9 protein-coding genes and 1 rRNA gene are annotated in these 13575 nt (G+C 60.5%); 1 reads left to right on the forward strand and 9 read right to left on the reverse strand.

From position 1 onward, the window contains the following. A 16S ribosomal RNA gene (locus G485_RS0105765) occupies positions 1 to 177 on the reverse strand; the annotation flags it as partial. Positions 178 to 608: 431 nt separating this feature from the next. Between G485_RS0105765 and G485_RS0105775 the strand changes: the two genes are divergently transcribed. After that, positions 609 to 1022: a DUF4395 domain-containing protein gene (locus G485_RS0105775; RefSeq protein WP_027091774.1), complete on the forward strand. Its 414-nt coding sequence runs from the start codon at positions 609 to 611 to the stop codon at positions 1020 to 1022. A 316-nt stretch (positions 1023 to 1338) separates the two neighbouring features. On the opposite strand, the gene ligA is transcribed toward G485_RS0105775, so the two are convergent. The 8 genes from ligA to G485_RS0105815 form a co-directional block, all read right to left on the reverse strand. Further along, positions 1339 to 3357 (reverse strand): NAD-dependent DNA ligase LigA, encoded by a 2019-nt coding sequence (ligA, locus tag G485_RS0105780; RefSeq protein WP_027091775.1) that lies wholly within the window; start codon positions 3355 to 3357, stop codon positions 1339 to 1341. A gap of 79 nt (positions 3358 to 3436) precedes the next feature. Next, complete coding sequence (locus tag G485_RS0105785; protein WP_476695849.1) at positions 3437 to 3901, reverse strand: helix-turn-helix domain-containing protein; 465 nt, start codon at positions 3899 to 3901, stop codon at positions 3437 to 3439. Between the two features lie 21 nt (positions 3902 to 3922). Then, on the reverse strand, positions 3923 to 6325 hold the full coding sequence (pcrA, locus tag G485_RS0105790; protein ID WP_051318052.1) for a DNA helicase PcrA: 2403 nt from the start codon (positions 6323 to 6325) through the stop codon (positions 3923 to 3925). Beyond that, complete coding sequence (gene pcrB / locus G485_RS0105795) at positions 6315 to 7040, reverse strand: heptaprenylglyceryl phosphate synthase (RefSeq protein ID WP_035154955.1); 726 nt, start codon at positions 7038 to 7040, stop codon at positions 6315 to 6317. Before pcrB ends, pcrA begins: the two co-directional genes overlap by 11 nt. A gap of 389 nt (positions 7041 to 7429) precedes the next feature. Then, positions 7430 to 8089 carry a hypothetical protein gene (locus tag G485_RS0105800; protein WP_027091779.1) on the reverse strand — a complete coding sequence of 220 codons (660 nt, stop codon included), beginning with the start codon at positions 8087 to 8089 and terminating at the stop codon, positions 7430 to 7432. Positions 8090 to 8300: 211 nt separating this feature from the next. Further along, positions 8301 to 9179, reverse strand: a complete 879-nt coding sequence (galU, locus tag G485_RS0105805) for a UTP--glucose-1-phosphate uridylyltransferase GalU (protein ID WP_027091780.1) — start codon at positions 9177 to 9179, stop codon at positions 8301 to 8303. Positions 9180 to 9198: 19 nt separating this feature from the next. Continuing rightward, a complete protein-coding gene (locus G485_RS25270) occupies positions 9199 to 10560 on the reverse strand; it encodes a UDP-glucose dehydrogenase family protein (protein ID WP_051318054.1) in 1362 nt (453 codons plus the stop codon). A 399-nt stretch (positions 10561 to 10959) separates the two neighbouring features. Beyond that, positions 10960 to 13467: a U32 family peptidase gene (locus G485_RS0105815; RefSeq protein ID WP_027091781.1), complete on the reverse strand. Its 2508-nt coding sequence runs from the start codon at positions 13465 to 13467 to the stop codon at positions 10960 to 10962. Between the last annotated feature and the right edge of the window lie 108 nt (positions 13468 to 13575).

Here is a 13575-nt window from a genome sequence, read left to right on the forward strand (position 1 = left end):
GGTCTTAGCATTCGTTTCCGAATGTTATCCCGGTCTTGCGGGCAGGTTGCCTACGTGTTACTCACCCGTCCGCCGCTAACCTTCGCGGGAGCAAGCTCCCTTGAAAGTCCGCTCGACTTGCATGTATTAGGCACGCCGCCAGCGTTCGTCCTGAGCCAGGATCAAACTCTCCATAAAGGTAATCCTTATTGAAGAGCCCCGTTGGCTCAAAAAGTCAAATCGTTGTCCGCCACTCAAACGAGTGACAGGGTCCGTATTACGCTCGATGTTCAGTTTTCAAGGAACAAGTTTGTTGCGTTCGTCGCGATCGCCGTTTTCGGCGGCGACAGAAATAAATATTATCAGCTTCTCAAAAGTATGTCAACTACTTTTTTTGAAACTCTTTTAAACTTGGCCGCCCTTTCGAAGCGGCGAAGAATAATGTACCATAGGTCGCCCATCGATTACAAGCACCATTATATGGAGTTTCCTCTCTTCTGCCGAGCTTGGCTAAGCCGTCGATTTTACGTATTTCGCTTCATAAATATATAAAACAGTTGACGATTAATACCCAATCGGTTAAGTTGGAATTAACGGGTTAACCATTTACGTTTCGGAGGTGTCTCCTCATGCGTGAGATTCCGATGCCCTATATTAAAGCGAATCAGACGGGAATCGTCCTCTTCGTCATCCTCTCCTTCCTGTTCCAACAACCTTGGCTGCTGGCGGTATTATGGATCGTTCAAGCGGTCGGTCTGTTTACGGGCGGCAAATGGAACGCGTTCGTGCGGCTGGCTAAGCCGTTTCTGCGGACGGAAGGCCGCGAGACGCAGGCCGAGGAACTGCAGCGCTTCAACAATTCGTTGGCCGTTCTGTTCCTCACCTTGTCCTTGCTCTCCTTCCTAATCGGCTGGACGATCGCCGGTTACGTGTTTGCGGCCATGCTGCTTCTGGCTGCCGGGGTGGCTTTGCTCGGCTATTGCATCGGCTGCACGGTTTATTTTCAATACAAGCGTCTGGCCAGAAAGGCAAAAATGCTATAAGGAGGAACGCCCCCCTGCCCGCACTCGAAGGCAGTGGGGGATTTTTTATGTAACTGTCATGTCCTTTCCCGGGGCTTTTGAAGGCTTATTTATCCCCGTGCCTCAGATGAAATATTCGTTCTCTGCTGCTGTTTCGCTCCTCGATCGGTTGCCTCCACCTATGGGCGGTTTCCGTCCACTGAACTGCGGGGATAAGCCCGTAAAAATGTTAAAATAAGGGGCAAGACGCAGCCCATCGCGCCCTCCCCTCGCCAATGAAATAAGCAGCCCCGGAAATCGGGAGCTGCTTATTTGCGTGGCCTGAATCGAGCCGGTGCTACAATCCGAGAAGCCGAGCCATCTCCTCTTCGTCCTCGAGCACCGGAATGCCAAGCTCGCGAGCCTTCGTCAGCTTGCTCCCGGCGTTCTCCCCGGCGATGACGAGGTCGGTCTTCTTCGATACGCTGCCGGCCACCTTGGCGCCGAGCGCTTCCAGCCGCTTCGACGCCTCGTCGCGGGTGAAGCGCGTCAGCGTGCCGGTGAGCACCACCGTCTTGCCGAACAGCGGATGGCTCGCATCCGCCGCTTCCGCGGCCGGCCGCTCGGCTTCCGCGCGGACGCCGGCTTCCCGCATCCGGGCGATGCTCGCCCGCACGAGCGGATCGCGGAAGAAGCTCGCGATGCTCTCCGCCACGATGCCGCCCACGTCGGGCAGCGCCGTCAGCTCTTCGGCTTCGGCCGCCATCAGCTTGTCGAGATCGCCGTAATGATCCGCCAGCGTCTTCGCCGTCGCCTTGCCGGTATTCGGAATGCCGAGCGCATTGAGGAACGCGGCCAGATCCCGCGACTTCGACTTCTCGATCGCGGCCAGCAGATTGTTCGCCTTCTTCTCGCCGAACCGTTCGAGCTTGACGAGGTCCTCGAACGTCAACCCGTACAAGTCCGCCGGGTCGCGAACGCCCAACTCCTCGTAGAGCTGCTCCGCCGTCTTGCCGCTGAACGTCTCGATATCCATGCAATCGCGGGACGCGAAATGCGTAATGCGCCCGACGACCTGAGGCTTGCAGCCGAGCCGGTTGTTGCAGAACAGATGCGCCCCGCGCATTTCAAGCGGAGAACCGCACCCGGGGCACACGGTCGGGTATTCGATCGCCGAACCGATCTCGCTGTCGTCGGCCTTGCCGAGAATTTCGGGAATGACGTCGTTCGAACGGCGGATGAACACCCGCGTGCCCAAGGCGTTTTTCAGGTTTTTCCGCTCGATGTCCCCTATGTTGTTCAACGTGCAGTTCTGCACCGTCACGCCGGCCAGCTCGACCGGCTCGACGCGGGCCAAAGGCGTAATTTTGCCCGTGCGGCCGACTTCCCAGGACACCGATTCGAGGACGGTCGTCGTCTCTTCCGCCTCGAACTTGAAGGCGATCGCCCAGCGGGGGAACTTGTCCGTGTAGCCGAGCGCTTCGCGCGTGGCGAAATCGACGATCTTGACGACCGCCCCGTCGATCAGGTAGTCGAGGCTGTGCCGCCGTTCCTCGATTTGCGCCAACTCCTCCGTCAATTCGCTGAAATCGGTGAAGTACCGGACGTAAGGGTTGACCGGGAAGCGATTTTCGCGCAGAAAATCCATCATCTCCCGATGATTGCGCAGCTCCACGCCTTCGAAGAAGCCGACATTGTAGAAGAAGGCGTCCAGCCGGCGCGAGGCGGTGACGCGCGGATCGAGGTTGCGCAGCGCGCCGGCCGCTCCGTTGCGGGCGTTCTTGAGCGGCTCCGCCGCCGTCTTGTTGTACTGCTCCAGCACGGATAGGCGCATGATGCCTTCGCCCTGCACCTCGATCGTTCCCTGCGCGAACGGAATCGTCAGCGGCACCGACCGGATGGTGCGAACCTGGGCGAGAATGCCCTCCCCGACGGTACCGTTGCCCCGGGTGGCTGCCTGGACCAGCTCGCCGTCCCGGTATGTCAGGTTGAGCGTCAGACCGTCGTACTTGAGCTCCACGACATATTCCGGGTCCGGCAGCGGCCGTTCCGGGTTGCGGGCGTTGTAATCAGCGATGAGCTTCTTGACCCTCGTCTCCCATGCCGCCAGGTCTTCGGCCGTTTGGGCCTTGTCCAAGCTCCACAGCCGGGACAAATGCCGGTGCGGCTCGAAGCCCTTCAAGATGTCGCCGCCCACCCGCCGCGAAGGCGAATCCGGCAGGACGGTTCCAGTTTGCGCCTCCAGGGCGAGCAATTCGTCGTATAGCGCATCGTACTCTTTATCGCTGATCGTGGGGTTGTCTTCCGTGTAGTAGCGATAGCTGTGCTCGTTCAACGTCGCAACGAGCTCCTTCATCCGCGTTAGCGGTTCCGCCATGCGAATAACCCTCTCTTCGTTACGAAATAGGCATGTCATCCTTTGTCTGTATAAATCATTATCCGCCCGTCTCGCCAAATTATTGCTTGATCTTCCTCCAAAGCGTGGACCGGTTGATGCCGAGACGTTTGGCGGCGGAGGACTGATTGTTGTTCTCCCGCTCCAGCACCAGCCGGATGACGTCCTTCTCGATCTCGACGAGCGTCTTGTTCAAATCGATGCCGGTCTTCTGCGCGTTCCCGGCTTCTTGCCCCGGGCCGGCTTCCCAGCCCGCTTGCTCCGGCAGCGGGAGAACTTCCATCTCGACATATTCGCCGTCCGATTGCTTGACGAACCTCTCGATCGTATCCTTCAGCTCGAACAGATTGCCCCGCCACGGATGAGCCCGCAAAGCCTGCATCACTTCCGGCCGCAAGCCGGCAATCTGCTTCCCGTACCGTTCGTTATACATGATGAGAAAAGTCCGGACGTATTCCTCCAGATCGGCCAGCCGTTCCCGCAGCGGCGGAAGAAAAACGCGTCGGCGCTCGAACGTTCCGTACAGCTGCGGATCGTCATGTTGTCTTCATCCTCCTACTTTCGTGATCGGAGCGAAGGCGGCCAGCAGCCGCTTGACGCCGACCGGCGCCGGAAACGCGATCTGCAGCTCCGTATCGTTGCCGCTCCCCTTCACCGCCACGACCGTGCCGACGCCCCATTTGGCGTGCTGCACCTTGTCACCGGCGCCGACGGACAGGCCGCCTCCCTGGCCGGCGGCCGCAGCCCCCGGCTGCGGCACGAGCCGGGCCCCGCCCGCCGCGGGCTGCGGCCGCGAGCCGAACGCGCCGACCGTAGACGGCGCCGCCGGCCGGCTGCCGAACCCTTGCGGCGCGCCCGCTCCGCCGTAGCCGAGACGCGATGCGCCGTAGCCGCCATAGGAGCCTTGCACGCGCCCGCCCGCAGGTTCCACCGAATCCTTGAGCTCGTTTGGGATTTCCTGCAGGAACCGGGACGGCGCGTTGCTGCTCGTGCGCCCGTACAGCATGCGGGCGCGCGCGCAGGTAAGGTACAGCTTTTTCTCCGCGCGGGTAATGCCCACATACGCCAGCCGCCGCTCCTCCTCCATCTCTTCGTTGTCCAGGAACGCGCGGCTTCCGGGGAAGACGCCCTCCTCCATGCCGACGATGAACACGACCGGGAACTCCAGCCCCTTCGCGCTGTGCATCGTCATGAGCACGACCGCATCGCCGCCGTCCTCCTCCGCGTCGTTCATCGTGTCGATGTCGGCGATGAGCGCCAGATCGGTCAGGAACGCGACCAGCGATTTGTCCTCGCTGCGCTTCTCGAATTCCTGCGTGACGGACAGGAACTCTTCGATATTTTCCAGCCGGGCTTTGGATTCGAGCGTATTCTCGCGCTGCAGCTCAAGCCGGTACTCGGTCATCTCCAGCATTTTCTCCGTCAGTTCGGTCACGGACAAATATTCGACCATGGCGGACAGGTTGGCGATCAGGTAGCGGAAGCCCGACAAGGCGGTTTTGGCGCGCGCCGAAATGTCGAGATGATACAGCCCGTCTCCGAGCAAGCCGTCTCCTTCGGCCAGCAGCCGGTAAATGGAAATCCCCCGCCGCGCCGCTTCTTCCTGCACCTTCGTCATCGTCGTGTCGCCGAGCCCCCGCTTCGGCACGTTGACGATCCGGTTCAGGCTGATGTCGTCGTCCGGATTGGAAATGAGGCGGAGGTAAGCGAGAATGTCCTTGATTTCCTTCCGGTCGTAGAACTTGGTGCCGCCGACGATCTGATACGGAATTTCCGACTTGATCAAAACTTCCTCGATCACCCGGGACTGCGCATTCGTGCGGTACAGAATGGCGTGGTCGCCGTAACGCCGCCCGTTCTGCAAGTTGCGCTTGATCTCCCTCGCGACGAAGTAGCCTTCCTCATGCTCGGAATCGCCTTGGTACACCGTAATCTTTTCGCCCGCGCCCTGGTCCGTCCACAGGTTTTTCGCTTTGCGGCCCATATTGTTCTTGATGACCTGGTTGGCCGCTTCGAGAATGTTGGACGTCGAACGGTAATTCTGCTCGAGCAGAATCGTCTTCGCCTCCGGGTAATCCTTCTCGAAGTTCAGAATGTTCGAGATGTCCGCGCCGCGCCAGCGGTAGATCGACTGATCGCTGTCGCCGACGACGCAGATGTTGTGATGCTTGCTGGCGAGCATGCGGCACAGCACGTACTGCGCGCGGTTCGTATCCTGATACTCGTCGACGTGAATGTATTTGAATTTGTTCTGGTAAAAGTCCAGCACTTCCGGAACGTCCTTGAACAGCTGGATCGTCAGCATGATCAAGTCGTCGAAGTCGAGCGCGTTGTTGCTCTTAAGCCGCTTCTGATACTGCGTGTACACCTTCGCGACGATCGTCTGGAAGTAGTCCCCCGCCCGCGACTCGTACATTTGGGGATCGATCAGCTCGTTTTTCGCGCCGCTCATCGTCGCTTGAATGGCTTTGGGCTCGAACTTCTTGGAGTCGATGTTCTGCTCCTTCATGATGTTGCGGATGACCGACAGCTGGTCGGCGGAATCGAGAATGCTGAAGTTCGAGCTGTAGCCGATGCGCTCGATGTCCCGCCGCAAAATGCGCACGCACATCGAGTGGAACGTGCTCACCCAGATGTCGCCGCCGGAAGGGCCGACGAGCTTGGACACCCGCTCCTGCATCTCGCGAGCGGCTTTGTTCGTGAATGTGATGGCGAGGATGCTCCAGGGCGCCGCGATCCGCTTCGCGATCAAATACGCGATGCGGTGCGTCAGCACGCGCGTCTTGCCGCTGCCGGCCCCGGCCATAATCAGCAGCGGCCCTTCGGTCGCAACCGCCGCCTCCCGCTGCTTCGGATTGAGGCGCTTGATCGCCTCGTCTATGTTCAGGCTGTAACCGCCGGACCTCGCATTTGCCGTTGTATCGGGTTCGTTCGCCGGTTCAAAAAACATGGTCTTGCTCCTTTGCGCTGAATTTCACGGCGTCGACCGTGCTAAGGGCCGCCTTCAGGTCGTCATAGACGACGTTGCCGACGACGACGGTGTCCGCCGCTTGGGCCGCTTCCCGCGCCTGCTCAGGCGTGCGGATGCCGCCCCCGTACAAGAGCTGGGCTTGCCGCAGTTCCTGCCGCACCCGGCGGACGAGAGCCATGTCCCCGAAGACGCCGCTGTACTCCATGTACAGCACCGGCACGCGAAGAAGCCGGTCGGCCAACCGGCCGTAAGCGACGGCTTGCGCCGGCGTGAGCTCCGTCTCCGCTTCCGTCAGCCGCGCGGCCGTGCAGTCGGGGTTGAGGACGAGATAGGCTTCGCCCGCGACGGACTCCCATGGCAGCAGATGGCCGTAATCCGCCAGCGCGTCCGCCTGCCGGCCGATCACCCATTCCTTGCGCGCCGCGTTCAGCACCATCGGGATGAAATAACCGTCGAATCCGGGCACGGCGCAGGCCGGGTCCGACAGCTCGAACGCGCACGGCACTTCGTACCGCCGGATGCGGGACATCAGCTCTACCGTATTGTCGAAGGTAACGCCGCTCGAGCCGCCGACCAGAACCGCGTCGGTGCCGGACAGGCAAATCCGGCCCAGCGCTTCGTCGTCGATGTCGCGGTCCGGATCGAGCTTGAAGACGTGCCTCCAGGAACGATAAAAAGAAGGAGATGCGATCATGTGTTCCTCCATGACGTTTACCTTTAGTCTACAGGAATTCTTCCTATCTTCCAAGACGGCGGGGGGAGTTGGAGGGATTTTACGATTGGCGCCCGACCGTAGAGTCGATTTTCGATATTGCAGCCTCTCATCCGGCTCTCCACCCGTCTCCAATATCGATTTTCGATATTGCAGCCTCTCATCCGGCTCTCCACCCGCCTGCAATATCGATTTTCGATATTACAGCCTCTCATCCAGCTCTCCACCCGTCTCCAATATCGATTTTCGATATTGCAGCCTCTCATCCGGCTCTCCACCCGTCTCCAATATCGATTTTCGATATTACAGCCTCTCATCCGGCTCTCCACCCGCCTGCAATATCGATTTTCGATATTGCATCCCAACTAAAATTAAAGAAAACACCTTCTGCCCTTCTCGCTAATGATATAGGCGTGATGCCGGACCGAACCGCCGCCGAGCGGCATAAGCAGCTCTTTGTCCGACAATTTATGCAATACCTGACCGGCCGCGTTCGCCCTCATCTGCAAACATGCGCAAGCTTCAGCCAAGGAGAACGCCCCGTTCCGCGCAAACGCATACCTTAGAATCTCCCTCTCGTTGACGGAAAGTTCAAATAATTTCGCCCCCGGCGGACTCCCGTACCTCCCCAGCAACTCATAGACGGCTCGGCAGCAGGCCTCGGGCTTTTTATCCAATTCGTCATAGCTGAAAGGAAGATATCGGAACCCCTGCAACGCAATCGTGCGCACCCGCATTTTTTCGAACGAGAAGCGGTCTCGCGTCAAATTCTCCCCATGAGCAACGAAGCCGTCGCACTCAAAAGCGGCAAACAATGGAGGATAAAACACGTCAATATAGATGCGTACTCCCGTAGTGCTGACCATTTCATATTCCAGTATGATCCCGTCCAGCGAGCCTAACGTCGGTAACAGCACAGCCTCCAGCAACTTGCGCGTCCCCGTCAAGTCCCGCGACAGCATTTCCAGACGCTGCCCGGTGGCCGAGCGTTTCTGCTGCTCTACATAAGCGTCGAATTCGCGATCCAACATGTGAATCCCCTCCAAATATAAAAGTTAAAAATACCGGGTACGAATACATGGCGATCAAGGATCGGACCCTATTCCATCCGGATAAGCTGTGGCTCGCAATGAGACTGAGGCCAGCGCTAGCAAAACTACCAACCGCCACGGCCGACAAAAAAGCCGCCCGCCCCGATCGCGAGGCAAGCGGCATGTGCTTCATGCGCTCTAAAAAACACACTTACGGATTCAATTTCTCCAGCAAATATTTCCTGACTTCCTCGCCCAAATCCGGACGCTCCAGCGCGAAATCGATAATGGTCTTCAGATACCCCATCTTCTCGCCCGTATCGTAGCGCTTGCCCTCGAACGTGTAGGCATAAATGGCCTCGTCCGCGAGCAGCCGGTAGATCGCGTCGGTCAGCTGGATTTCGCCGCCGGCTCCGGTATTCTGCGTCTCCAGCAAGTCGAAGATGGCGGGGGTCAAAATGTATCGTCCCATAATGGCGATGTTGGAAGGCGCTTTGTCCGGCGCGGGCTTCTCCACCACGCCGCGGACGCGGATCAGCGGAGCCTCGGGATCCGATTCCGGATCGGGATCGACGATGCCGTACCGGGACACTTCGTCCCGTGCGACCCGCTGCACCGCAAGCACGCTGCCTTGCACTTCTTCGAACACGTTCATCATCTGCTTAAGACACGGAACGGTGTCCGATTGCACAATATCGTCGCCGAGCAGAACAGCGAACGGCTCGTTACCGATAAACTTGCGGGCGCACCAGATGGCGTGGCCGAGCCCTTTGGGCTCTTTCTGCCGTATGTAGTGGATGTCCGTCAGATCGGACGCCCGCTGCACTTCGGACAGCAGATCGAGCTTGCCTTTCTGCAGCAAATTTTGCTCCAGCTCATAATAGCTGTCGAAGTGGTCCTCGATCGCGCGCTTGCCTTTGCCCGTCACGATCAAGATGTCTTCGATGCCGGAGGCAACCGCCTCCTCCACGATATATTGAATGGCCGGCTTATCGATAATGGGCAGCATTTCTTTGGGCATGGCTTTGGTGGCGGGCAGAAAGCGGGTGCCCAATCCCGCCGCCGGAATAATGGCCTTGCGAATCTTCATAGTGAGGCATCCTTTCTCTCTACTTCCATTCAAGCGAATTAGCGGCGGACCCGGTCGGAAAATCGGCGGGGGTCGCCGGCAGACGTCCGATGCCGATGCAGACGACGCCCTGCGCGTTCAACGCTTCGGCGTCGAGCGCATTGCGCCCGTCCAGCAGAATCGGACGGCGCATCCAGGATTTGAAGTCTTCGGCGCGAAGGGAGCGGAATTCCGGCCATTCGGTTACGAGAATGGCCGCGTCCGCGCCGCGAAGGGCGGACTCGGCCGAATCGCACAGCCGGACGGCGCTCGGCAGCGCGCGCTTCGCGTTCTCTCCGGCGGACGGATCGTAGGCCGTCAGCACGATGCCCGGGTGCCGGCGCAGCAGCACCGCGGCCAGCCGAACGGACGGCGCCTCGCGCATATCATCCGTGCCCGGCTTGAACGTCAAGCCGAGCAGCGCCACCTTGCGGCGGGACGGTCCGGACAGCGCCGCCTCCAGCTTGCGGGCCATGCGCAGCGGCAGCATCGCGTTCGCGCGGAGCGCCGCGGCGACGAGCGTCTGCGGAGCGCCAGCCTCGTCCGCCAGCCGGACGAGCGCGCGGGCGTCTTTCGGCAGGCAGGAGCCGCCGAAGCCGAGCCCCGCGCCTAGATAGTGCGGACCGATGCGCTCGTCGAGCCCCAGAATGTGGGCGATCGCAGGATAATCGGCGCCGGTCTGCTCCGCCAGCGCCGCCATCTCGTTGGCGAACGACAGCCGAACCGCGAGATGGGCGTTGGCCGCCAGCTTGGCGAGCTCCGCGCTCCGGCGGTCGGTTCCGACGATTGGAGCCGGCAAGCGGCGATGGAGCAGCTCAAGCCGCTCGAACGTCTCCGGATCGGGAGCCCCGATCACGATGCGGGCGGGTTCGAAAAAATCGCGAACGGCGGTTCCTTCGCGCAGAAACTCGGGCACCGAGGCGACGCGCACGTCGCATTCCGGCGGCAGGCGGCCGCGCAGCCGGGCTTCCAGCCGCTCCGCGGTTCCGACGGGTACCGTGCTCTTGATGACGACGATGCGCGGTCTGCCTCCTTGCCAGGCGCCCAGCTTGTCGGCAGCGGCCCACAGCGAGGCCAACTGCAGATGGCCGTTGTCGCCCGACGGCGTGCCCACGGCGAGGAAGATGACTTCCGCCTGGCTCGTCGACTGTTCGGGATCGAGCCCGAAGCGCAATCTTCCCGCTTCGGCGTTCCGGCGCACCAACGTCTCCAGCTTAGGTTCGTGATACGGAACGACGCCAGACGCCAGTTGGCCGATTTTGCCCGCGTCGACGTCGCAGCATTCGACCTGGTGGCCCAATTCCGCAAACCCGGCGGCCGTAGTCAAACCGACGATGCCCGCACCCACCACCGCCAATTTCATGCGCCGCATCCTCCCTGTCCTATAACTCTATTGTATAAGAAAACGCCGCCTAATGCGACAAATGATGGAACGGATTCAACTTTTTTCTCCACGATTCGATTCCCCTTCCGTCAGTGAACTTGGAATTTGCAACGATTGTATCACCCGGATCGCAACAGATTTCCCGTTTTTCGTAAATTTGCAGTTAATATTTCCGCTTCGCTCCGTGCCTCATCCCTTCTACCCCGAACAAAAACGCCTTCTGCGTCCTTGGACGGCGAAGAAGCTTTGCGCAGCCGATTCGGACAGGAGTGAACGTGAAATTTATATCATCCCAAAATAAACGTCCGCCCCGGCTCCCCCTCATACCCGGGGGATTCGGAGCGGACGTATGCACCGCATGCGCGGCTCGGATTGCGGTTAGCGAACGAGCTGGCCGCGGGTGACGCCGAGCTGGTTGGTCGCCTTCAGCTTGCGCCAAACTTCGCTTCCGCCGATGCGGCCGTCCATGGCGGCGCGGTACAGAGACAGCACCTCCAGCACCTTCTCTCCGCTCTCCTCCAGAAACTCCACCCGGTAAGATGGAACGCCCAGCTCCAGGAAGTCGCGCAAATATTCGGCGCCCGACTGTTCGATGGCGTTGTAAACGGTGTTGCGGCAGCCTTCGTCGACGCGAACCGGATGGGACATCCCGATGCGGTCCTGCAAGGATGCGCGGTGCTGCTCGCACGGGCGGCCGCAGTTGGTGTAGTCCGTTCCTTCGCTCAGGAACGTGCAGTAGACGCAGTGCTCCGTATGGAACATCGGCAAATGCTGGTGGATGACGATCTCGAGCCGGGACGTATCCGCCAGCCGCAGCATGTCGACCATCTGCTGGATGTTCAGGTCGTAAGACGGCGTAATCCGGTCCAAGCCGACCTCGGTGAACAGCTCGACCGTCTTGTGATTGGACACGTTGAGCGAGAAGTCGCCGATCAGCTGCGGATGCTTCCCGCCGGGATTGTCGGCGCGTTCCTTCAAATAATAATAGAGCGCGCCCGTGTTGCGGACGAGCACGGCGTCCGGTTGCAGGTTGAGAATGTTGCGATGGTACCCGTTCTCTCCCGGCATATGGATGCGCGGCGTCGCCAGCGCGATCGGCTTGCCCGCTTCGCGGCAAACGGCGATCGCTTCCGGAAACTGCTTGATAAACTCGAAGTCGGCGTAGATCATCGACACGTCGGTGCCGACCGCCGCCTTCACTTGATCCAGCGTGCGGCACAGCGCCGTCAGCTTCGGAGCGGTAACCGGCGTTGCCTTCTTCGCCGGCGCCGTCTCGCGAATCGCGCGCTTGATATATTTCGGCGGCTGCTCTCTCAGCAGCTCCAACTGTTCGACCGCGTGGCGGCGAATGCGGTTGAGCTCGCTCTTCGGCACGATAACGTCGCCCTCCAGCGACACCGCAAGCTGCTCCAGCCGGTACAGCGTGCCGCCGAGGCGGCCGAACTGCTCCTCCAGCACTTCGCGGCCCAGCGGCCGCTTCTCGGCGCGCTCGAGCGGCATCTCCGACTGCACGACTACGGTCGTGCCGCGGTCCGCATCCGTCCAGATCGTCCGGAGCGGCGTCCCCTCGCGTCCCTCGGCCGTGACCGCGACCGGGAACGTCCGGTACGGCTTCTCGGTCTCGAACGTGGCGCGAAGCCGCTTGTCGAGCGCCGGGTCGCTCGTCTTCCAGATGCGGTCGCCTTCATGCACTCGCGTCAGGTCGACGTCGTTGCGCCCCATGACGATCTCGATGCGCTCGCCTTCCGGCGATTCGCCCTCCAGCTTCACGCCGCTTTTGCGCAAATCGTAGACCCGGCCGCCCTCTTCCTTCTTCGTCGGATCACCGGCGTCGAACACGAGGCCGTCGCCGCGCTTAAGGGGCGCTTCGATCGTGCAGACGACGCTGTCGCGCAATACTTTCTCCACCCGTCCGAGATAGACGCCGCGGCTCTTCGGGAACGTCCCCTCGACGAGCTTCTTGTTGTTCGTGCCTTCGAGGAAGCCGTGTGTGAACCCGCGCGAGAAGCTCTGCTGCAGCTCGCGCACTTCTTCGGCCGACGGCTCCGATTGGTCTCCCTCGAAATACTTGTCGATAGCCCGCCGGTATTTGCTCACGACGTTGGCGACGTATTCCGGGCTCTTGAGCCGCCCTTCGATTTTGAAAGAAGTGACGCCCGCCTCGATCAGCTCCGGCATCAGGTCGAGCGCGGCGAGGTCTTTGGGCGACAGCAGATAGGCGATGTCCCCCATCGGCTTCTGCACGCCGTCGACGATCAGGTCGTACGGCAGACGGCACGCTTGCGCGCATTCGCCGCGGTTGGCCGAACGGCCGCCCCACACTTCGGACGTCAGGCATTGCCCGGAATAGGAGACGCACAGCGCGCCATGCACGAACACCTCCATCGGGAGCTTCGCCTGCTCGCCGATTTTCCGGATTTGCTTCAGGTTGTTTTCCCGTCCGAGCACGACCCGCTCCAGACCGAACGGCTTCGTGAACTCGACCGCCTCCGGAGAGGTGATCGTCATCTGGGTCGAGCCGTGAATGGGGAAGTCCGGGGACATCTCGCGGATCATTTTCACGAGTCCCAAATCCTGCACGATTACAGCGTCCACCCCGGCGTCGATGCACGCCTCCACCAGCTCGCGCGCTTCCCTCAGCTCGTCTTCGAAGACGAGAATGTTGAACGTCAGAAATCCCTTAACGCCGTAGCGATGCAGGAACCTCATAATCTCCGGAAGCTCCGCCATCTTGAAATTGTTCGCGCGGGCGCGGGCGTTGAACTTCTCCACGCCGAAATAAACCGCGTCGGCCCCGTTCGCGACCGCGGCCCGCATGCATTCCCAATCGCCGGCCGGAGCCAGCAGCTCGATATCTTCACGCCGTATGACGGCTTTGTCAGCCATTGCTTTCCTACCTCCATACCGCCGCTTGGCGGTCTATTGTCCCTAGTATATCAAACCGGACGACACCGGGCCAAAAGAAAAGTCCGGAAGCGGCATCGGACGATGCCT

Source organism: Cohnella thermotolerans DSM 17683 (assembly GCF_000429825.1).
Taxonomy (GTDB): domain Bacteria; phylum Bacillota; class Bacilli; order Paenibacillales; family Paenibacillaceae; genus Cohnella; species Cohnella thermotolerans.

Bases quoted from the DNA above. Each gene is read 5' to 3' on its own strand.
- pcrB (WP_035154955.1), bottom strand. From the start codon at position 7,040: ATGATCGCATCTCCTTCTTTTTATCGTTCCTGGAGGCACGTCTTCAAG.
- ligA (WP_027091775.1), bottom strand. From the start codon at position 3,357: ATGGCGGAACCGCTAACGCGGATGAAGGAGCTCGTTGCGACGTTGAAC.
- G485_RS0105775 (WP_027091774.1), top strand. From the start codon at position 609: ATGCGTGAGATTCCGATGCCCTATATTAAAGCGAATCAGACGGGAATC.
- G485_RS0105800 (WP_027091779.1), bottom strand. From the start codon at position 8,089: ATGTTGGATCGCGAATTCGACGCTTATGTAGAGCAGCAGAAACGCTCG.
- pcrA (WP_051318052.1), bottom strand. From the start codon at position 6,325: ATGTTTTTTGAACCGGCGAACGAACCCGATACAACGGCAAATGCGAGG.
- galU (WP_027091780.1), bottom strand. From the start codon at position 9,179: ATGAAGATTCGCAAGGCCATTATTCCGGCGGCGGGATTGGGCACCCGC.
- G485_RS0105815 (WP_027091781.1), bottom strand. From the start codon at position 13,467: ATGGCTGACAAAGCCGTCATACGGCGTGAAGATATCGAGCTGCTGGCT.
- G485_RS25270 (WP_051318054.1), bottom strand. From the start codon at position 10,560: ATGAAATTGGCGGTGGTGGGTGCGGGCATCGTCGGTTTGACTACGGCC.